At 70.4% G+C, this 18,609-nt stretch carries 18 protein-coding genes; 9 read left to right on the plus strand and 9 right to left on the minus strand.

Translation table 11 applies throughout. The features are described from left to right. Positions 1-83: 83 nt before the first annotated feature. On the plus strand, positions 84-461 hold the full coding sequence (locus tag H7965_RS02990; protein ID WP_186769036.1) for a hypothetical protein: 378 nt from the start codon (positions 84-86) through the stop codon (positions 459-461). 18 nt (positions 462-479) lie between these two features. Here H7965_RS02990 and H7965_RS02995 read toward each other — a convergent pair whose 3' ends face one another. The 3 genes from H7965_RS02995 to H7965_RS03005 form a co-directional block, all read right to left on the minus strand. Further along, positions 480-638 carry a LamB/YcsF family protein gene (locus tag H7965_RS02995; RefSeq protein ID WP_229682408.1) on the minus strand — a complete coding sequence of 53 codons (159 nt, stop codon included), beginning with the start codon at positions 636-638 and terminating at the stop codon, positions 480-482. A 66-nt stretch (positions 639-704) separates the two neighbouring features. After that, a complete protein-coding gene (locus tag H7965_RS03000) occupies positions 705-1,661 on the minus strand; it encodes a tripartite tricarboxylate transporter substrate binding protein (RefSeq protein WP_186769037.1) in 957 nt (318 codons plus the stop codon). Positions 1,662-1,737: 76 nt separating this feature from the next. Next, positions 1,738-2,406 carry an alpha/beta hydrolase gene (locus H7965_RS03005; RefSeq protein WP_186769038.1) on the minus strand — a complete coding sequence of 223 codons (669 nt, stop codon included), beginning with the start codon at positions 2,404-2,406 and terminating at the stop codon, positions 1,738-1,740. 510 nt (positions 2,407-2,916) lie between these two features. Between H7965_RS03005 and H7965_RS03010 the strand changes: the two genes are divergently transcribed. The 6 genes from H7965_RS03010 (at position 2,917) to mnmA (ending at position 8,498) form a co-directional block, all read left to right on the plus strand. Continuing rightward, positions 2,917-3,408 carry an Rrf2 family transcriptional regulator gene (locus tag H7965_RS03010; RefSeq protein ID WP_390624549.1) on the plus strand — a complete coding sequence of 164 codons (492 nt, stop codon included), beginning with the start codon at positions 2,917-2,919 and terminating at the stop codon, positions 3,406-3,408. Between the two features lie 12 nt (positions 3,409-3,420). After that, on the plus strand, positions 3,421-4,506 hold the full coding sequence (locus H7965_RS03015) for a cysteine desulfurase family protein (protein WP_186769040.1): 1,086 nt from the start codon (positions 3,421-3,423) through the stop codon (positions 4,504-4,506). A gap of 590 nt (positions 4,507-5,096) precedes the next feature. Next, a complete protein-coding gene (locus H7965_RS03020; protein WP_222440438.1) occupies positions 5,097-6,266 on the plus strand; it encodes a cysteine desulfurase family protein in 1,170 nt (389 codons plus the stop codon). Positions 6,267-6,329: 63 nt separating this feature from the next. Continuing rightward, positions 6,330-6,659: a ferredoxin family 2Fe-2S iron-sulfur cluster binding protein gene (locus H7965_RS03025; RefSeq protein ID WP_186769042.1), complete on the plus strand. Its 330-nt coding sequence runs from the start codon at positions 6,330-6,332 to the stop codon at positions 6,657-6,659. After that, on the plus strand, positions 6,656-7,363 hold the full coding sequence (locus tag H7965_RS03030) for a TenA family protein (RefSeq protein ID WP_186769043.1): 708 nt from the start codon (positions 6,656-6,658) through the stop codon (positions 7,361-7,363). The genes H7965_RS03025 and H7965_RS03030 overlap by 4 nt, the downstream gene beginning before the upstream one ends. Before the next feature lie 34 nt (positions 7,364-7,397). Then, entirely contained in the window at positions 7,398-8,498 is a 1,101-nt protein-coding gene (gene mnmA, locus H7965_RS03035) for a tRNA 2-thiouridine(34) synthase MnmA (protein WP_186769044.1), read from the plus strand. A 364-nt stretch (positions 8,499-8,862) separates the two neighbouring features. On the opposite strand, the gene H7965_RS03040 is transcribed toward mnmA, so the two are convergent. After that, positions 8,863-9,963, minus strand: a complete 1,101-nt coding sequence (locus H7965_RS03040) for an LLM class flavin-dependent oxidoreductase (protein ID WP_186769045.1) — start codon at positions 9,961-9,963, stop codon at positions 8,863-8,865. Between the two features lie 311 nt (positions 9,964-10,274). Here H7965_RS03040 and H7965_RS03045 point away from each other — a divergent pair, with 311 nt between their 5' ends. Then, positions 10,275-11,489, plus strand: a complete 1,215-nt coding sequence (locus H7965_RS03045) for an MFS transporter (protein ID WP_186769046.1) — start codon at positions 10,275-10,277, stop codon at positions 11,487-11,489. Between the two features lie 115 nt (positions 11,490-11,604). On the opposite strand, the gene H7965_RS03050 is transcribed toward H7965_RS03045, so the two are convergent. The 3 genes from H7965_RS03050 to H7965_RS03060 form a co-directional block, all read right to left on the minus strand. Beyond that, a complete protein-coding gene (locus tag H7965_RS03050) occupies positions 11,605-12,513 on the minus strand; it encodes a cyclase family protein (RefSeq protein WP_186769047.1) in 909 nt (302 codons plus the stop codon). A gap of 31 nt (positions 12,514-12,544) precedes the next feature. Then, positions 12,545-13,783 (minus strand): MFS transporter, encoded by a 1,239-nt coding sequence (locus tag H7965_RS03055; RefSeq protein ID WP_186769048.1) that lies wholly within the window; start codon positions 13,781-13,783, stop codon positions 12,545-12,547. 220 nt (positions 13,784-14,003) lie between these two features. Next, positions 14,004-15,368, minus strand: coding sequence for an MmgE/PrpD family protein (locus H7965_RS03060; protein ID WP_186769049.1), 1,365 nt, complete (start codon positions 15,366-15,368; stop codon positions 14,004-14,006). A 146-nt stretch (positions 15,369-15,514) separates the two neighbouring features. Here H7965_RS03060 and trxC point away from each other — a divergent pair, with 146 nt between their 5' ends. Beyond that, entirely contained in the window at positions 15,515-15,952 is a 438-nt protein-coding gene (gene trxC / locus H7965_RS03065; protein WP_186769050.1) for a thioredoxin TrxC, read from the plus strand. Positions 15,953-16,136: 184 nt separating this feature from the next. Here trxC and H7965_RS03070 read toward each other — a convergent pair whose 3' ends face one another. Together H7965_RS03070 and H7965_RS03075 are read right to left on the minus strand one after the other, a co-directional pair. Then, on the minus strand, positions 16,137-16,520 hold the full coding sequence (locus H7965_RS03070; protein ID WP_186769051.1) for a hypothetical protein: 384 nt from the start codon (positions 16,518-16,520) through the stop codon (positions 16,137-16,139). Positions 16,521-16,613: 93 nt separating this feature from the next. Further along, positions 16,614-18,578, minus strand: coding sequence for a PhoX family protein (locus tag H7965_RS03075; protein ID WP_186769052.1), 1,965 nt, complete (start codon positions 18,576-18,578; stop codon positions 16,614-16,616). Between the last annotated feature and the right edge of the window lie 31 nt (positions 18,579-18,609).

Here is an 18,609-nt window from a genome sequence, read left to right on the forward strand (position 1 = left end):
GCCCGAATTTTTCCGGCGTAACTGGGAATGTCACCATCTACTACGGGACACCAAGCCCCGCGCCTTCCGGCAGCGCCGCGCCGGTGCAGACCACCAGGGCGGTGACCGTCGAGTTGCTGCAATGCGCCGAAGCGCATCGCTCGATGCGCTGCGACATCAGCGTGACGGCCAAGGAGCGCAGCATCCTGTTCCGGCTGATGGGCGACGCCAATTCGGCGCGCGCCAACTCCGCCTTCACTCCGGTGGGCAGCCGCATGACCTACACCGCAGGGGTGAACTTCGGCCGCAGCGGCCCGGTCGGGGCAAGAAGCGTCCGGCTGGAGCCGGATGCACCGAAAACCGCCTACCTTCTCATCCGCGATCTGCCCGCCGGTGTGCGGGGCGGGGTGCTGACCGTCTGGTACGAAATCGACCGGCAGTTGGGACGGGCCGAGTTTGCCATCGCCGCACGCGGCGGCTGAGCCGGCACCATCCTTCCGTCAGCCCAGCGCCGCCTCCGCCACATGCGCCTGCCGTGCCGCCGCCTGCATCTGCACCGGGTCGGCGGCGTGGAAACCGCAGGCGCCCTTGGCCAGATCGATCAGCGGCATCAAGGCTGCGTCGTCGCCCGGCCGGTACTGACCGAAGCCCTCGCCCACGCCGCAACGATGCTGGCCATCGGCGCTAACCCCTCGGAGCAGAGTCACACCTTCCGATGATCCGCTCTACTCCAGCCAGGGATGCTCGTCCCACAGCACCTGGTAGCGGCCGCGCAGCGCGGTGAGCTCGGCCCGGTAGGCATCCGGCCCGAGGAAGCGCAGCGGCAGCAGCTGCTGCGCCGCCAGTGCCTGGAACTCCGCATTGTCCACGGTGTGCCGCACCGCCAGCGACAGCCGGTCCAGCACCGGCGGCGCCACCCCGGCCGGCGCCGCGACGCCGCGCATCGAGCCCTCGACGACATCGAGGCCGGCTTCGCGGAAGGTCGGCGCATCCGGCGCCACCGCGGTGCGCGCCTCGCCCATCTGGCCCAGCATGCGCACCAGCCCCTGCCGGATCTCCTGCACCCCCTCCGCCACATTCATCGAGGCGATGGCGATCTGCCGTCCGAGCAGCGCCTGCTTCACCTGGATGCTGCCGCTGTAGGGCACGTGCAGCAGCTTCACCCCGGCCTGCCGCTCGAAGGCCAGCATCGCCAGGTGGTCGTCGGAGCCGATGCCGGTGGTGCCATAGCTGATCGCCTCCGGCTTCGCCCTGGCCGCGGCGATCAGCCCGGCCAGGTCGCGGAAACGGCTGTCGGCCATCACGTAGAAGGCGCCGGGATCGTCGACGATGTTGGCGATCGGGCTGAAATCCTCCAGCCGGAAGCGGGTGCGCCGCTCGATCGGCAGGGTGACGATATGCGGCGTGTTGATGAAGCCGATGGTCTGGCCGTCGGGCTTGGCGCGGGCGAGTTCAGTGAAGCCGATCCCCCCGCCGGCGCCGGGCCGGTTGACCACCACCACCGGCTGGCCAAGGTCCTTTTCCAGGAAGCGGGCCAGGGTGCGGGCGGCCAAGTCGGTGCGGCCGCCGGCGGCGAAGGCGACCAGCATGGTCAGCGGCCGGTCCGGCCAGACGGCGGCGCGGGTGGTGCGCCCGAGCGGCAAGGCGGCCGCAGCGCCGAGCAGCAACCGGCGTGTCGTCATCCGCCCGATCCTCTTGTCACATGGAAAGGGCCGGCGGTGTCCCGCCGGCCCTTCATCCCCTTGCCGCCCGTGAGGCTCAGTCGGCGGCCAGCGCCATGCGGCTGCGGTTCATGCGCGAGAGCACATGATCCTCGGCGGCATCGACGACCTTCTCGGTCTGCTCCGGGGTGAAGACATGGCCGGCGGCTGGCATCACCCGGTAGTCGATGGTGATGCCGCGCTGGGTGTTCAGCTTGTCCACCAGCTTCTTCACCGCGGATTCCGGCACCAGCTCGTCCTCCGCGCCGTGCAGGATCAGGCCGTTGCACGGGCAGGGGGCGAGAAAGCCGAAGTCGTAGTGGCTGGCCGGCGCGCTGATGGAGACGAAGCCGCCCATCTCCGGCCGCCGCATCAGCAGCTGCATGCCGACATAGGCGCCGAAGGAATAGCCGGCGACCCAGAGGCTGTGCGCGTTCGGGTTCACCGCCTGGAGGAAGTCAAGCGCCGCCGCGGCATCGGAGATCTCGCCGATGCCTCCGTCGTAACGCCCCTGGCTGCGTCCCACTCCACGAAAATTAAATCTGAGGGTGGAAAACCCCATGGCCTGGAAACGTTGGTAAAGGGCATGGATCACCCGGTTGTTCATCGTGCCGCCGTGCAGCGGATGCGGGTGCAATATCAACGCCACCGGCGCATTTGCCTGCTTCGAGTGGTGGTAGCGGCCTTCAAGCCGGCCGTCAGGGCCGGCGAACATGACCTCAGGCATCGTCCCTTGGGTCCAATTCCGGTTGTGCCGTGCGCGTCTGGGCTGCCGGGAGATAGGGATTGCTCATACCCGCCGACAGGCCAAGCGCGCACCGACGCTTGGTTGGGAAGACCTGGCTGGCTTGCTGCGAATGTCGCGCGGTTCGGATGGATGCCGCGGGATATTCATCGCACCAAAAGCCCATCCACGTCCTCAAGGCCGCACCGCCACCCGTCCGGACCACCCCAATGGTTGACTGGGGCAGTCGGACAAAATAACGTTCCTGTTCGATGCCCTTGCGGGGCGATCGTATCGAGGACATGCGGCTCCGATCGTGCACAGGCGCCCCAGGACAGGCTCCTGGACCCGGGGGCACCCCCAATATAGATAGTCAGCGACGGGTTTCATAACGGATTCAAGGCATGGCCCCGAATGTTACTGCATGTGGCCATGATTCTGGCTTCCGAGACGCCTAATAGCAGGGGTTAACCCATGCGACTCTCTACCCGTGGTCGCTATGCCGTCATGGCAATGGTCGAATTGGCGACCCGCCAACAGGCAGGCAACGTCGGGTTGCACCTGAACGAGACTCCAGGCCAGCCGCCGGGTGCCGCGTCGGGTCGAGCCGAGGACCGGCCAGTCAGCTTGGCTGAAATTGCACAGGCGCAATTGCTGTCCCTGGCCTATCTCGAACAATTGTTCGGGAATTTGCGGCGGGCCGGCCTGGTGGCCTCGGCCCGCGGACCGGGGGGCGGCTACCGGCTGGCCCGTGCCGCCACCGCCATCGCCGTGGCCGACATCATCGATGCGGTGGATGAACCGCTGCGTGCCACCCGCTGCGAGGCGGATGCCCCGGGCTGCCTCGCCGGCAAGCGCTGCCTGACCCACGACCTGTGGTCGGAACTGGGCGAGCAGATCCGGCTTTTTCTGGCCAATGTCACCCTGGCCGACATCTGCGCCGGCAATATCGCCGGCCGGGCGGTGTGCCCGCTGCGCCAGGGCCTGGCCGAAGTGGTGGAATAGCTGGCCGCCCCCATGTCTCTCTACCTCGACGCCAACGCGACCGAGCCGTTGCGGCCGGAGGCGCGAGAGGCGGTGCTGGCGGCACTGGACGCCGGCGGCAATCCCTCCTCGGTCCATGGTGCCGGCCGGGTGGCCCGCCGCCGGCTGGAAGCGGCGCGGGAGGCTGTGACGGCGCGCTGCGGCCGCCGCCTGGGCCTGACGGAGGTGGTCTTCACCGCTGGCGGGACGGAGGCGAACGCGCTGGCGATCCACGGCCTCGGCCATGGCCGCCGGGTGCTGGTCGGCGCCACCGAGCACCCGGCGGTGCTGGCCGCCGCGCCGGCGGCCTCGCGGCTGCCGGTGCTGCCCGACGGCACCTTCGACCTGGATGCGCTGGCCGCGGCCCTCTCGGGCGGTCCCCCCGCCCTGGTCTGCGCCATGGCGGCCAATAACGAGACCGGGGTGCTGCACCCGCTGGCCGCAATCGCCGTGCTCTGTCGCGAGCATGGCGCGCTGCTACATGTGGATGCGGTGCAGGCGGCGGGGCGGGTGGCACTGCCGCCCGGAGCCGATAGCCTGGCACTCTCCGGCCATAAGCTGGGCGGGCCGCCTGGCGCCGGGGCGCTGCTGTTGCGGCCGGGGCTCGACCTGCCGGCCCTGATCGCGGGCGGTGGACAGGAACGCGGCCGGCGCGGTGGGACCGAGCCGCTGCCGGCCATCGCCGGCCTGGCCGCGGCGCTGGACGCCGCCGACCCGGCCCAGCACCCCGAAGCCGGCACCCGGCTGGCCGCATTGCGCGACCGGATCGAGGCCGGGCTGGACGAGGGTGTGGTCATCGCCGGCGCCGGCGCTCCCCGGCTGCCCAATACCAGTTGTATCCTGCTGCCCAGGGTGGCGGCGGAAACCCAGGTGATCGCCCTGGACCTGGCTGGGGTGCGGGTCTCGGCCGGCGCCGCCTGCTCCTCCGGCAAGGTGGCGCGGAGCCATGTGCTGGAAGCGATGGGTTTCGGCACCGCCGCCGGCAGCGGCATCCGTATCTCGCTGCCCTGGAATGCCGCCGAGGACGCACCGGACCGCTTCCTGGCCGCCTGGGCTGCCATGCGGGCGCGGCTGGCGTGATCGGAGGAAGGAAGTTCGCGGGCTCCGCCCTATAGGCGCCAACTGCGGAAATTCCATTTTACAGTCAATGGATTGGCCGGTGGGTGCCCCCGTTTGAACACATGCGTTCAACTCGCCGGCAGGACAAGCGTCTCTCCAAGATCCCGGCGTGGGTGCGGATATCGCGGCTCCAATCGCCGCGCCGCCACCAGAAGCATGGGCCCGGCAAGCCGCGCCGATTGGGTGCCACACTCTGAGAGGCCCGGAATGAAGGCGAGCATGAGAGGGCTTCTCTCTGGCTCCACCACTACCGGCCCATCCGAACGGCGTGTATCCGAACTCAGGCTGGGGCCTGGGGGGAACGCTTGTCCCCTCAGCAGGGGTTCGGGGACAGCGTCCCCAGTTCAGCCGTTTGCCTTTGAAGAATTTCCTTTAAGGCCGGCGCTTGTGGGGCTCCGCCCCTGATCTATGGATCGGCTCTACCGTCACATTTACTCCGGAACGGCCCTCGCTCGCCCAACACCTCCATGACCAATGACCGAACCAGCCCTGCGGGCGCCGCGCGCCACGCGCCCTCGAAAACCGCCGCTGGAAGGGCCAAACTCGGAGTGATGCGCCCGAACCGCCCGATCTATCTCGACAACCACGCCACCACGCCGGTCGACCCGCGCGTGCTGGCGGCCATGCGCCCCTGGTGGGAGGAGAATTTCGCCAACCCGCACAGCGTCGAGCATGCCATGGGCCGCGAGGCCGAGGCGGCGGTGGAGGCGGCGCGGGCCGAGATCGCCGTGCTGATCGGCGCCGAGGCGCGGGAGATCGTGCTGACGTCCGGCGCCACCGAGAGCAACAACCTCGCCATCAAGGGCGCCGCCCGTTTCGCCGCCGCCCAGGGCAGCGAGCGCCGGTGCATCGTCACCCTGGCGACCGAGCATAAATGCGTCCTCGAAAGCGTCCGCGACCTGGCGGCCGAAGGCTTCGAGCCGATGGTGCTGCCGGTGCGCCCGGACGGGCTCGCCGACATGGATGCGCTGCGAGAGGCGGTGGACGACCGCACCTTGCTGGTCAGCGTCATGGCGGTGAACAACGAGATCGGCGTGGTCCAGGACCTCGCCGCGATCGGCGCCCTGGCCAAGGATGCGGGAGCGATCTTCCACACCGACGCGGCCCAGGGCTGCGGCCGTATCCCGCTGGATGTGGAGGCGATCCGGGCCGACCTGCTTTCCATCTCCGGGCACAAGATCTACGGCCCGAAGGGCATCGGCGCGCTCTATGTCCGGCGCCGGCCGCGGGTGCGGCTGGCGCCGCTGTTCTCCGGCGGTGGGCAGGAACGCGGCTTCCGCTCCGGCACCCTGCCGGCGCCGCTCATCGTCGGCCTCGGCGAGGCGGCGCGGATCGCCGCCATCGAAGGGTTGCTGGACACCGGCCGCATCGCCGGCCAGCGCGACCGCTTCCTTGCCGCGCTCAGGGCCGAGGTGCCGGAGGTGCGGCTGAACGGAGATGCCGAACGGCGCGTCAGCGGCAACCTCAACCTGACCTTTCCGGGGCCGGTGGATGCCCAGGCGATCATGGCGGCGGCGCCGGAGGTCTGCGTCTCCACCGGCTCGGCCTGTTCCTCGGCGGCGGTCGAGCCCTCCTATGTGCTGCGGGCGCTCGGGATTCCGGAGGCCGAGGCACGCGCCACCTTGCGGATCGGCATTGGTCGCTTTACCTCGCCTGCCGATGTGGACCAAGCCGCGGCAGCGCTTGCCGCCGGCTGGCGCCACGCCTCGGCTGGAAATTGAACCAACGCCCTTCGGGCAGAGCGGCCCGTCGGGGTTTCGGGCTGGATGGAGCGCGCGGACAGCATGCCCAGGATGACCTTCATTGAGACGGATGGCAGCCGGCGGGAAGTCGATGCGCCGCTCGGCCTTTCGGTGCTGGAGATCGCGCACAAGCACGGCGTCGACATCGAGGGCGCCTGCGAGGGGTCGCTCGCCTGCTCAACCTGCCATGTGATCGTGGACCCGGAATGGTTCGGCAGGCTGGTCGAGCCGACCGAGGATGAGGAAGACATGCTCGACCTCGCCTTCGACCTGCAGGAAACCTCCCGTCTCGGCTGCCAGCTCATCATGACGGAAGCGCTGGACGGGCTGGTGGTGAAGCTGCCCGCCGGCACGCGGAACGCCGGGGGATGACCGCGCCGGTCGCACCGGCCTGGGACCAGGGCTTCGGCGCCGAGGGCGGGCTGTACCGCCGGCTGCGCGACGGCTGTGCCCGGGACTGGGTGGCCTATACCTGGCACCCCTTCGTCCAGGGGCTGTCGGACGGCACCCTGCCGCTGGAAGCCTTCCGCCGCTACCTGATCCAGGACTACCTGTTCCTGATCCATTTTGCCCGCGCCAAGGCGCTTGCGGTCTTCAAGGCCGAGAGCATCGAGGCGATGCGTGACAAGACCGCGGCGATCTCCGCCATCCTCTCTGAGACGCTGATGCATCTGCGCTACTGCGCCGAGTGGGGCATCTCCGAGGCCGAGGTGCGCGGCACGCCGGAATCCGCCGAGACGGTCAGCTACACCCGCTACGTCATCGACCGGGGCCTCGCCGGCGACATCCTCGATCTCGAGGTGGCGCTGGCGCCCTGCACCGTGGGCTATGGCGAGGTGGCGCTGCGCATCCTGGCCGACCCGAACCGGCGGGTGGAGGGCAACCCCTACCAGAGCTGGATCGACACCTATGCCGACCCTGGCTACCAAGCCATGGCCAAGGCCGCGGCGATGCGGATCGACGCACTGGGCGAAAGTCACGGCGGCCACGCCCGCTTCGGCATGCTGAGCCCGACCTTCAGCGAAGCGGCGCGGCTGGAGGCGCGGTTCTGGCAGCAGGGGCTGGACGGGCTCTGATGCGTATCCTTGTGGCCTCCCTCCTGGCGCAGCCATGAGGATTCTCGTTGCCATGTCCGGCGGCGTGGACAGCAGCGTCGTCGCCGGCCTGCTGCGCGAGCAGGGCCATGAGGTCATCGGCGCCACCTTGCAGCTCTACGACCATGGCGCCGCCACGGCGAAGAAGGGCGCCTGCTGCGCCGGCCAGGACATCCACGACGCCCGCCGCGTCGCCGACACCCTCGACATCCCGCATTACGTGCTGGACCGTGAGGCCCGCTTCCAGGACGCGGTGGTGCGCGACTTCGCGGACAGCTACGCCCGTGGGGAGACGCCGATCCCCTGCATCCGCTGCAACCAGACGGTGAAGTTCCAGGATCTGGTGGCACTGGCCCGCGACCTGGGTGCCGAGGCGCTGGCCACCGGCCACTACGCCCGCCGCGTCGAGGGCGCGGACGGGCCGGAGCTGCACCGCGCCGCCGATCCGGCGCGTGACCAGAGCTATTTCCTCGCCGCGACCACCCCGGCGCAGCTTGCCTTCAGCCGCTTCCCGCTGGGCGACTACCCGGACAAGGCGGCGGTGCGGGCGGTGGCGGCGCGGCTTGGCCTCGCGGTGGCCGAGAAGCCGGACAGCCAGGACATCTGCTTCGTCCCCGCCGGGCATTACCATGACGTGGTGGCGCGGCACCGGCCGGATGCGGCGGAAGCCGGCGAGATCATCCACCTCGACGGGCGGGTGCTGGGGCGGCATGCCGGCATTGCCCGCTACACCGTCGGCCAGGGGCGCGGCCTAGGCATGGCGTCGCGGGATGGCGACCAGCCGCTGTATGTGGCGGCGCTGGATGCCGGGCGGCGGCGGGTGGTGGTTGGCCCGCGGGCGGCGCTGCCGCAGGCCGAGGTACTGGTGGGCGAGATGAACTGGCTGGCCCACCCGCCCCGCGGCCCGTTGCGCTGCCAGGTGAAGCTGCGGGCGCGCGAGGTGCCGCAGCCCGCGATGGTGGAATGGGATGCGGCGGCCGGGCTGCTGCGGGTGGTGCCGGCGGTGCCGGCCATCGCCGCCCCCGGCCAAGCCTGCGTGCTTTATGACGGGGATCGGGTGCTGGGCGGCGGTTTCATCCGCCGTGCCGCCGCGACGGCAGTGCCCGGCGCGGCCTGAGGATCAGCCCGGAGGGGACGCTTCTCGCCCGCCAGCCGCGCCAGGCCGCCGACAGTGTCGAAGGCAGCGAGTTCCTTGGTGCGGAACTTCACGCCAAAGCGTTCCTCCGTCATCGGGATGATCTCGATCGGTCTGAAGGAAGCCCGGCCCACAGGTCAGCGGCGCTGAGGCCGGGCGGGAGCACGATGTTGTCGCGGCGCAGGAAGACATGGTGGAAGATCTCGGCCAGGGCCAGACGGTCAGAGCGCCGGCTTCGCCGGGCTGATCCGCGCCGATGACGTCCGATGCGCCGGCCGGTCATCCGGCCGGAACAGTCCGGGCGGGGGAGGATGCCGTCCCTTTTTCCCCCCCGCCAACCGCGTGGCTATTCCGCGGCCTTGGCGGCCTTGGTCGGGCCCCAGCTCTTCAGCACCGGCAGCACTTCCTTGGCGAAGAGCTTCAGGCCGCGCTCGGACACCTCAAAGGGCGTGCCGCCGAAGCGGAAGGAGATGTTCAGCTCGAACTCGCCGAGCAGCCGGCGGCGCTCCTCGAGACCACGCAGGATCTTGTCCGGCGTGCCCCAGCTCGCCGCCTGCATGAAGCCCTTCACCGCGCCCTCGAAGCCGGACTGGCGGGCGATCTCGGCCTTCTGCTGGTAAGAGTCATAGCCCTTCACGGTCCTGAAGTGCTCGCCGAGGAACTCGTAGTGGTAGAAATTGCTCTCGACGAATTTGCCCTGGTACTTCCGCGCCTCCTCCTCGGCCTCGGCAAGGTTGGTGCCGCAGACGCAGAACTCGGTCAGCATGACCAGCGGCTGCGGCTTGTCGGTGCCGTGGTACTGGCGGTGCAGCTCCCGCCCACGCTCGATCACCGGCAGCCGCATCTCCCACGGCCGGTCGGCGAACATCACCATATGGGCGCCGAGCTTGGCCGCGGAGTTCACTGAATCCTCGGAGGAGGCCACGGCGTAGATGCGGCCGTCGAAGGAGCGCTGCGGCCGCGGCCGGATCTCAACGCGCGGCTGCTTGTAGTGCTTGCCGTCGCCTTCGATGAAGCCGGTCTCGAGCGCCTTGATGATCATCGGCGCCGCCTCGTCGAAGCGTTCGCGCGATTCATCCATGCTGAGGCGGAAGGCCGCGAACTCGCGCCGCGCCAGGCCGCGCCCGAAGCCGAGGCGGAGCCGGCCCTTGCTCAGCAGGTCGAGCACCGCGGCATTCTCGGCGACGCGCAGCGGGTCGTGCCAGGGCAGGATGACGGCCGCGGTGCCGACATCGATGTTCGGATGCTGCGCCGCCAGATGCGTCATCAGCGCCAGATTGTCGGGGACGAAGGAGTAGTCGTTGAAGTGGTGCTCGGCCGACCACAGGCAGTCGAAGCCGGAATCGGCGGCGATGCGGGCCAGGCGGAGTTCCTCCTCCCACACCTGACCATCGCTGCAACCTTCCCAGCCATAGCTGGAGAAGATCATCATCATGCCGACATCCATTGCGCTTCATCCCTTTGGTTGATGTTTGAACTGCCCTTCCCACGGCGTTGCGCGCGGCACCGAACGCGTCAGGGCACCCATCCGCCCGGCTGCGGCGGCGTGCTTCCGTTGGCCGCGGCAAGGCTATTCCCCTTCCACCGAGGCTTCAAATTCCAGCCCCCGTGGATATTCCAAGAACGAACCGTGCTGCCGGGCTTGCCGAAAAGGAGCGGCACTGCATAGGCTTCGCGGATGGACGCCACCCGTCATGCTCCGCCGCGGCGAGGCGAAGGCAACGCCCACGCAGGCATGGCCAGCGGCCGGGCGCGGCGATGAGCGGCACCGCCGCAACGCCGGGCACGACCCGGGTCGTCGTCGCGCTCGGCACGACCCAGACCCTGGCCTGGGCCTCCTCCTACTACCTGCCGGCCATCCTCGCGGTGCCGATGGCCCGGGAATTCGGCCTCTCCCCGAGCTGGGTGTTCGGCGCCTTCTCGGCGGCGCTGGTGCTCTCGGCCCTGCTGGGGCCGGTGGTCGGGCGCGCCATCGATGCGCGCGGCGGGCGCGGGGTGCTCGCCCTGTCCAATCTGGTGCTCGCCGCCGGGCTGGTCATGCTGGCGGTGGCGCCGGGGCCGGCGGTGATGGCGGGTGGCTGGATCGTGCTCGGCCTCGGCATGGCGATGGGACTCTACGATGCCGCCTTCGCCACCTTGGCGGGGCTGTATGGCCGGGCGGCGCGCGGGCCGATCACCGGCATCACGCTGATCGCCGGCTTCGCCAGCACCGTCGGCTGGCCGCTCTCCGCCCTGATGGAGGATGCCTTCGGCTGGCGCGGCGCCTGCCTGGCCTGGGCCGGGCTGCACCTGCTGGTCGGCCTGCCGGTGAACCGGCTGCTGGTGCCGCCGGCGCCGCCGCCCGAGCGGGAGGCCGCCGCCATCGCCGAGGGCCTGCCGCCGCCGCGCTTCGCCATGCCGCTGCTGGCCTTCATCTTCGCCATGACCTGGTTCGTCACCGGGGCGATGGCGGCGCATATGCCGGTGCTGCTGCAGGCGGCGGGCGCCACCCCGGCGGCCGCCATCGCCGCGGCGGCGCTGGTCGGCCCGGCGCAGGTGGCGGCGCGGCTGGCGGAATTCGGCCTGCTGCGGCGCTTCCACCCGCTGGTCTCGACCCGGCTGGCGACGCTCGGCCATCCGCTCGGCGTGGCGGTGCTGGCCCTGGCGGGCGGCCCGGCGGCGGCGGCCTTCGCGGTGCTGCACGGCATGGGCAATGGCGTGCTGACCATCGCCAAGGGCACCCTGCCGCTGGCGGTCTTCGGCCCGGCCGGCTACGGCGCGCGGCAGGGGCTGCTCTCCGCTCCGGCGCGGCTGCTGCAGGCGACGGCGCCCTTCCTGTTCGGCCTGCTGCTGGAACGCGCCGGGGTCGGCATCGCGCTGAGCGTCACCGCGGGCTGCTCGCTGGCCGCCACCGCCGCCCTGCTGGCGCTGCGGCCGGCGGCGGAGCCGGCGCGTGGCGGGGCGGTTCAAGCCGAGGTACGCAAGCGCCTGTAAGACCCCACCACATCCTGGTGCCCTTCCGTCGCTGTGCCACGGAAGGTGACGCCGAAGCGCCGATCATGAGGGCCTCCGGGACCCCTTGCAAAACTGCGCAGCGGTTCTGCGGGGATCAAACGATCGCTACCGGCCGCACCGGCGCGCCTGTCGCCCCGCGCATCTTGGGCGGCAGCACGATGAGGCAGAAGCGCGCGACCTTGTCCGCCGCCAGCTCCTCCAGCATCAGATTCTCGATGATGTGGACGCCGGCCTCGGCCAGACAGTGCTGGTGCACCGGCAGGGCTTTGGCCGGGTCGGGGTTGGGCAGCACCTCCAGCGCCATGTTGTCGGCGCCGATGGCGGTCACGCCCTGCGCCGTCAGCCACTGCGCCGCCGGCACGTCGATGCCCGGCGAGCCGGCCAGGTAGCGCGCGTTGTCGGTGCCGAAGTAGCGCCCCCAGCCGGTGCGGATCAGCGCGAAATCGCCTGGCTCGATCGTCACACCAGCGGCCTCGGCGGCGCGGGCCAGCTCCTCCGGCGTCACCACCCGGCCCGGCGCCAGATGCGGCCCACCGTCGAGCCCGGCGACATCCAGCAGCACGCCGCGGGTGATCATCGGCGGGGTCCGCTCGATCCCGAGCCGCGAGAGGCCCCACTCCGTCAGCGTCTCCGCCGCGTCGAAGCCGTTGTAGAGCCTGTCGCCCTTCGAGACATGGCCAAGCGCGTCGATGTGGGTGCCGACATGCGCGGTCATCTCGATCCGCTCGACATTGCTGCCGGCGTCGTTGGTCATGCCATGCTTTCGCCGACGGCGGATCGAATCCCGCCAGCTCGACCACATCATCATCAGGAAGGGCGTCTGGTTCGGCGCCATGTAGGGCGCATCGGTGCCGAAGACGTGGGAGAGGTCGTAGACCTTGCCGGTCTCGATGCTCTTCAGCGCCGCCAGCCGCTTCGCCGGGGTGAGCAGGTTGGCCGCCCCCAGCTCATCCTCCGCGCCCCAGCAGGCGCAGCCCCATTTGCCGTGGTCATGTGCGGTCATGGCGTCCCCCGTCTGCCCGGATGCTGCCGCCCTAGGCGGTGGCGGTCGCCGGCTGGCGCTGCAGCCGCAGCCAGCCGATGGCACCCACCGCAATGACCAGCAGCACGATGGAGAACCAGTTCAGCGGCACCCAGCCCATTCGTTCCTGCAGGAAGCCGGCCAGGAAGCTGGCAGTCGCCGTGGTGCCGAAGACCAGGAAGTCGTTCAGCGCCTGCGCCTTGCCGCGCTCGTTCGGGCGGTAGCAGGTGGTCACCATCGTGGTCGCGCCGACGAACAGGAAATTCCAGCCGACGCCGTTCAGAGTGAGGGCGATGCGGAAATGCCACTCCGTCATCCCCGCCAGCCCGGCCGCGACGCCGGCCAGCAGCATGACGATGCCAAGGAACATGATGTTCGTCACGCCGTAGCGGATGATCAGATTGCCGGTGAAGAAGGAGGGGACGAACATCCCCATCACATGCAGGAAGATCACCCAATGCGCCTCGGTGTGCGGCAGGCCGCAACCGACGATCGCCAGGGGCGAGGCGCTCATCAGGAAGGACATGGTGCCGAAGGCCATCATGGCGGAGATGACGGCGACGATGAAGCGTGGCTGGGCGGCGATCTCGCGCAGCGGGCGCGGCGGCGGCAGCGGGGCGCCTTGGGTGGAGGTGGTGCCGCCGCTGTCCGGCACCGGCGGGAAGCGGATGAAGGACATGATGGTGAAGACGATGACGTGCAGGCCGATCATGCTGGCATAGGTCGCCAGGTACAGCGGCATCCATTGGTCATGCGTCCAGCGGGCGAGGGCCGGCCCGATGATGCCGGCGACCACGCCGCCGGCCGTGACCCAGGAGATCGCCTTGGCGCGGTGGGAGGAGGGCACCAGCTCCACCGCAGCGAAGCGGTACATCTGCAGACTGGCCACCGCATAGCCGAGGATGAGCCCGCCGAGGCACATCAGCGGGAAGCTGGCGTTGTAGAGGCCGATGCTGACCGTGGTGCCGCCCAGCATCCCGAACACCGAGCCGACCCGGAACCCGAAGCGCCGCCCCCACCGCTGCATCATCAGCCCTGCCGGGAACACCGCGAGCATCACCCCGAGGTGCTGCAGGGTGATCGGCAAGGTCGCCAGGTCACGGTTCGAGTAGAAGGTCACGACTGACAGGGCGGTGGCCGAGAACATCATCGTGTTCCCCGCCTGGCCGATGGCCTGGCAGCAGGCGAGGAGGAAAAGGTTGCGCCGCATGCCGGCATCGAGCTGCTGCGCCATTGGGACGGTTCCGGTCATGCGCCGAACACTAACGATGATGCATGATTGGGCAAGCGGTGGCGACCAAATGCGCAACGCATGTCTGGGTTGCGATGCGGCCGTCATGCCCTGCCGCGGCAGAACGCCTGGCATGGTGCCGAAGGAAAACGGGCCGCGCCTTCGCCATGCCCGGGCCTGACCCGCGCAGCTTCCAGAGCAGGAATAAGCGCCTGAGTGGCCGGGTCAGGCTCGGTGGCTGCTATCCCGCGCCGCGCAGCAGGGTGGCGAGCCCCCCCACCTCGCCCGCCCCGGCGAGGCCGCGGATTGCGCCGAGCAGCGCTTCGGCCCGCTCCCGAGGCAGCATGCCGGCGCAATTGGCGTGGAATTTCTCCGCCACCTCGGCCGGTGTCATCGGATTGCCGGGGTCGCCCTTCGGCAGCAGCACCGTCTCGGTGAAGTGCGTGCCATCCGCCATGCGGATGGTCACCCGGGCGGGGAAGTTGCGCGGGTAGAGAGGGTCGAGGTCCGGCGCCGCCACGCATTCGGTGCGCGCCAGTACCTGGCGCACCAGCGGGTCGTGCAGCCGCGCCGGGGCGAATTGCGCCTGGCCCAGCACGCCATCCACCGCGGCGACGGCGATGCAGTAGGGCACCGAGACCCGCGCCGCCATCACCGTCTCCGCCGCCTTGGCGGAGAAATGCGTGGTCACCGTGGTGTAGGTCTCATTGGTGATGGCAACGATGCGCGCCGGGTCCGGGCGGTGCTTGCGGACCAGCTCCAGGGTCGCCTGGATGGGCGAATGGCTGGCCAGGATGGAGGGGAAATACTTGAAGCCGTTGCTCAGGATTTCCCAATGCGTGCCGAGGCCGGCGGTCAGCGCCTCCGGCTTCGGCGCCAGGGAAAAGGCAGCGAGATAGCCCTTCGGATGTTCCAGGATACCGGGCGGGCTGGTGCAGCCGAGATCGGCGAGCTGCGCCGAGAGCACGCCGTTCAGCGCTGCCTTGCCCGGATGCAGGCTCTTCGTCATGTCGCCGGATTCAAAGAAGGTGTTCAGCCCGGCCGCCTGGGTGCCGGCGAGGCCGAGCGCGCGCTGCACGCCATCCGCGTCCAGCCCCATCGCCTTTGCCGCAGTGGCGGCGGCGCCGAAGGTGCCGTTGGTCGCGGTGGAGTGCCAGAAGCGGTAATGCGTCGGCATCACCGACATGCCGACCCGCGCCGCGACCTCATAGCCGGCGACGACACTGAGGATGAGGTCGCGGCCCGAAAGCCCGCGCGCCTCCGCCATCGCCAGCGCCGCCGGCACCACCACCGAGCCGACATGCAGCAGCGCCACCTTGTGGGTGTCGTCGTTGTCGGCGGCGTTCACCAGGATGCCGTTCGCCAGGGCGGCGAAGGCGGGCTGGGCCGAGAGGCCGGCACCGATCACCGCGGCACCAGGGCCGGCCGCCGGGTAGAGCGCGGCGATGCCGCGGGCGACGGCGGCCTTGGACGGGTCCTCCACCCAGGCGGAGACGGCGCAGCCCACCGCATCCAGCACCACATCGCAGGCCATCGCCACCACCTCGGGCGGCAGGTCCTCGAAGCGCAGGCCGGCGACGAATTCGGCCAGGGCGCGGGTGGTCATGATGGCGTTTCCCCCGAAGATATGTCGTTGCGCCGGCCAGTATCCCGGCAGGCAGCGCGGCGGTCCAGCCGCGGGGCACCCGGCGAACCGGCCCGGTGGTACGAGGTTCAGGGCAAGCGCAACCCTACCGGCACCGGGACCCCACCATGAGCGAGTCCGTCCAACTCGTCTGCCCGCATTGCGACACGATCAACCGCATGCCCGCGGCGCGGCTCGGCCAGGCGCCGCGCTGCGGCAACTGCAAGACCCCGCTGTTCGGCGGCAGGCCGGTCGCTGTCTCCGAGGCGCAGTTCCGCCGCCATCTGCAGCACAGCGGAGTGCCGCTGCTGGTGGATTTCTGGGCCTCCTGGTGCGGCCCCTGCCGCAGCATGGCCCCGGAATTCGAGGTCGCGGCGACGCGGCTGGAGCCCCGGATGCGGCTGTTGAAGGTCTCGACCGAGGATGCCCCGAACCTCGCCGGGGAATTGCAGATCCGCAGCATCCCGACCCTGGCGCTGTTCGCCGGCGGGCGGGAGGTGGCGCGGCAGGCCGGCGCCATGCCGGCACGGCAGATCATCGGCTGGGCCGAGGCGGCCGCGCCCTGATGCGCAGGCCTGTCGCAGAGCGCCGTGCAGGCTGAGGCCGTCACGGCCGGGCTTGACCCGGCCGTTCAATCCATTGTTCTCACGGCAGACCGGATGCGCGGCTCAAGTCCCGCTTGACGGGGAGGGATAACCGGCCTTCTTCGGCGCCCCGCCAGCGGGCTCGTCCCGCGACGAGCCCCGCGCTTCAGCTATCCGTCGCCCCATGCTTGCGCAGCAGCGCGTCCAGCCGCCCGGCGTCGGCCTTCGGCACTTCCAGCCGCATCGTCACCCGGTCGTCGTCGAGGTCGATGGTGGCGCAGCGGCGGTCTATCGGCCCCTCCCGCACCGCGGCTTCCAGCGCCAGCTTGGCCGCCTCGGAGTCCGGAAAGCGCAGATCCAGGGTGGCGCTGTCGCCCTGCGGCGCCGGGCGCTCCCCGGACGACTGCATCATCTGCTCGGCCGGCACGGCGCGGTTGCCCTGGTCGCTGGTGTTGCCGGGCGGATCGCTGGCCGGAAAGGTCTGCTGCACAGCCTCCTCCACCTTGGCGTCGGCCTTGGCGTGGTCGCGGCGTTGGGTCCTGGTGGCCATGGCGATCCCTTTCCTGATGATGGAACGGAACGCCCTGGCACGACGCCGGGTTCGCCGCGCCGGCTCAACCGGCGGGCGGCATCCGCCCTGGCGTCATCCGACCTTGCCGCCGCCGATCCGGGTGATGGCTATGACCGAGGGCCGCGGCGGCATCCCCTCCACGAAATCCGGCCAGCGGGTGGAAGGCGCGTCGAAATGGCTGCCGGAGCTCTCGCCCGGGTGCTGGATGGCGAGGAAGAGGGTGGTGTCGTCCGGGGTGAAGGTCGGGCCGCAGACCTCGGCGCCGATCGGCGCCTGGTAGAAGCAGCGGCTCAGCGCCCGCCCCGGCCCGGCGGTGTCGGCGGCGTAGAGCCCGTCGGCGATGCCGGCCGCGTCATCAGCGCCATCGGTCGAGATCCAGATCCGGCCGCGGCTGTCGAAGGTGCAATTATCGGGGCAGGAGAGCCAGCCCTGGTCGCTGGTGGCGCGATGGTACTGCGTGCCGGGATCGACGCCGGGCTTGCCGGCGGCGAGGAAGACCTCCCACCGCGCCTCGGTCGCCGCGTGATCCACCGCGGCCGTGCCGGCGCCGGGCGGGATGATCTCCACCACATGGCCGTGGATGTTGCGCGGGCGGGGGTTGGCGGGGCTCACCTGTTCCGCGGTGCGGCGGTTGTTGTTGGTGAGCATGACATAGACCCGCCCGTTCACCGGGTTGGTCTCCACATCCTCCGGCCGGTCCATCGGCGTGGCGCCGAGCAGGTCGGCGGCGCGCCGCGCCTCGATCACCACATCGGCCTGGCTGGCGAAGCCGTTGGCCGCGGTCAGCGGCCCCTCGCCATGCACCAGCGGCAGCCAGCGCATCCTTCCATCCGCCTCGAAGCGCGCGACATGCAGCGTGCCCTCGTCCAGCAGGTCGCGGTTCGCGGCGGGGTCGGCCGGGTTCCAGGGCCGGGCGGTGACGAATTTGTAGAGGTACTCGAACCGCTCGTCGTCGCCGGAATAGAAGGCGACGCGGCCATCGGCGCTGACGGCATGGGTCGCGCCCTCATGCTTGAGGCGGCCGAGGGCGGTGCGCTTCACCGGCACGCTGGCAGGGTCGTAGGGGTCGTACTCGACGACCCAGCCGAAGCGGTTCGGCTCATTCGGCTCGCGGTCTAGGTTGAAGCGCGGCTCGTACTGCGCCCAGGCGTAGGCGCCCTGTTTCTGGATGCCGTAGCGTCGGTAATGCGCGGCCTGCGGGCCGCTCTCGGCCGCCTCGCCGCTGAAGTAGAAATTCGTGTTCTCCTCGGCGGTCAGCACGGTGCCCCAGGGCGTATTGCCGCCGGCGCAATTGTTCAGCATGCCGAGCACCTGGGTCCCGCCGGGGTCGGCGCTGGTCCGCAGCCGCGGATGGCCGGCGGCGGGGCCGGCGATGCGCATCGGCGTCGCCAGGGTGATGCGGCGGTTGTAGCGGCTGTCCCGCACATGGACCCAGCCGCTGGCCTCGCGCTTCACCTCCACCACGCTGCCGCCATGCGCCGCCATCTCGACGCGCGCCTGGGCTTCGGAGACCCGGCGCCGCGCCTGGTTGCCGGTGCCGAGGCCGGGGAACATCAGGCCGGGGATGGTGTATTCATGGTTCACCACCAGCAGCCCGTGGTCGCTGGCCCGGCTGCCGCGCGGCAGCGGGAAGAAGTCGAGGTAGTCACAATTGTAGCCGAACTGCCGGGCCTGGGCCTCCGGCGTCTGGCGCTGCGGGTCGAACTCCGGGGCCTCGGCCAGGATCGGGTCGCCCCAGCGGATCACTGTCTGGATGGCATGGCCTTCCGCCACCGCATCGCCCTCCGCGATCTGGTGGCGCAGCTCCGGGAAGGTGAGGCTGGAAGGGCCGGCATCCGGGGTGTTGCCGCTGCTGTGGGCGCGCTTCTGGGCCTCGGCCGGCGTGGCCAGCAGCGCCGCGGCGCCGGCCAGCAGCGCGGCGCGGCGGCCGAGCCGGGCGGCGATCAGCCCGCCGATGCTCTCGCCTGGCGCCGGGTTGCTGCTGCCGCGGTCCTCCATCGCCTCGGGGTCGAGGGATTCGCCGGGTGAGTCCGTCATGGCTCCGCTCCTGTTGCCATCGTTGCCGTGG

The sequence above is a fragment of the Siccirubricoccus deserti genome (genome assembly GCF_014283215.1).
Lineage (GTDB): Bacteria > Pseudomonadota > Alphaproteobacteria > Acetobacterales > Acetobacteraceae > Siccirubricoccus > Siccirubricoccus deserti.

Excerpts from the sequence above, each read along its gene's own strand:
- H7965_RS03040 (WP_186769045.1), bottom strand. The coding sequence starts at position 9,963 with ATGGATGTCGGCATGATGATGATCTTCTCCAGCTATGGCTGGGAAGGT.
- H7965_RS03070 (WP_186769051.1), bottom strand. The coding sequence starts at position 16,520 with ATGGCCACCAGGACCCAACGCCGCGACCACGCCAAGGCCGACGCCAAG.
- H7965_RS03010 (WP_390624549.1), top strand. The coding sequence starts at position 2,917 with ATGGTCGAATTGGCGACCCGCCAACAGGCAGGCAACGTCGGGTTGCAC.
- H7965_RS03055 (WP_186769048.1), bottom strand. The coding sequence starts at position 13,783 with ATGACCGGAACCGTCCCAATGGCGCAGCAGCTCGATGCCGGCATGCGG.
- H7965_RS03050 (WP_186769047.1), bottom strand. The coding sequence starts at position 12,513 with ATGACCGCACATGACCACGGCAAATGGGGCTGCGCCTGCTGGGGCGCG.
- H7965_RS03025 (WP_186769042.1), top strand. The coding sequence starts at position 6,330 with ATGCCCAGGATGACCTTCATTGAGACGGATGGCAGCCGGCGGGAAGTC.
- H7965_RS03030 (WP_186769043.1), top strand. The coding sequence starts at position 6,656 with ATGACCGCGCCGGTCGCACCGGCCTGGGACCAGGGCTTCGGCGCCGAG.
- trxC (WP_186769050.1), top strand. The coding sequence starts at position 15,515 with ATGAGCGAGTCCGTCCAACTCGTCTGCCCGCATTGCGACACGATCAAC.
- H7965_RS03020 (WP_222440438.1), top strand. The coding sequence starts at position 5,097 with ATGCGCCCGAACCGCCCGATCTATCTCGACAACCACGCCACCACGCCG.
- H7965_RS03015 (WP_186769040.1), top strand. The coding sequence starts at position 3,421 with ATGTCTCTCTACCTCGACGCCAACGCGACCGAGCCGTTGCGGCCGGAG.
- H7965_RS03045 (WP_186769046.1), top strand. The coding sequence starts at position 10,275 with ATGAGCGGCACCGCCGCAACGCCGGGCACGACCCGGGTCGTCGTCGCG.
- mnmA (WP_186769044.1), top strand. The coding sequence starts at position 7,398 with ATGAGGATTCTCGTTGCCATGTCCGGCGGCGTGGACAGCAGCGTCGTC.
- H7965_RS03060 (WP_186769049.1), bottom strand. The coding sequence starts at position 15,368 with ATGACCACCCGCGCCCTGGCCGAATTCGTCGCCGGCCTGCGCTTCGAG.
- H7965_RS03075 (WP_186769052.1), bottom strand. The coding sequence starts at position 18,578 with ATGACGGACTCACCCGGCGAATCCCTCGACCCCGAGGCGATGGAGGAC.
- H7965_RS03005 (WP_186769038.1), bottom strand. The coding sequence starts at position 2,406 with ATGCCTGAGGTCATGTTCGCCGGCCCTGACGGCCGGCTTGAAGGCCGC.
- H7965_RS03000 (WP_186769037.1), bottom strand. The coding sequence starts at position 1,661 with ATGACGACACGCCGGTTGCTGCTCGGCGCTGCGGCCGCCTTGCCGCTC.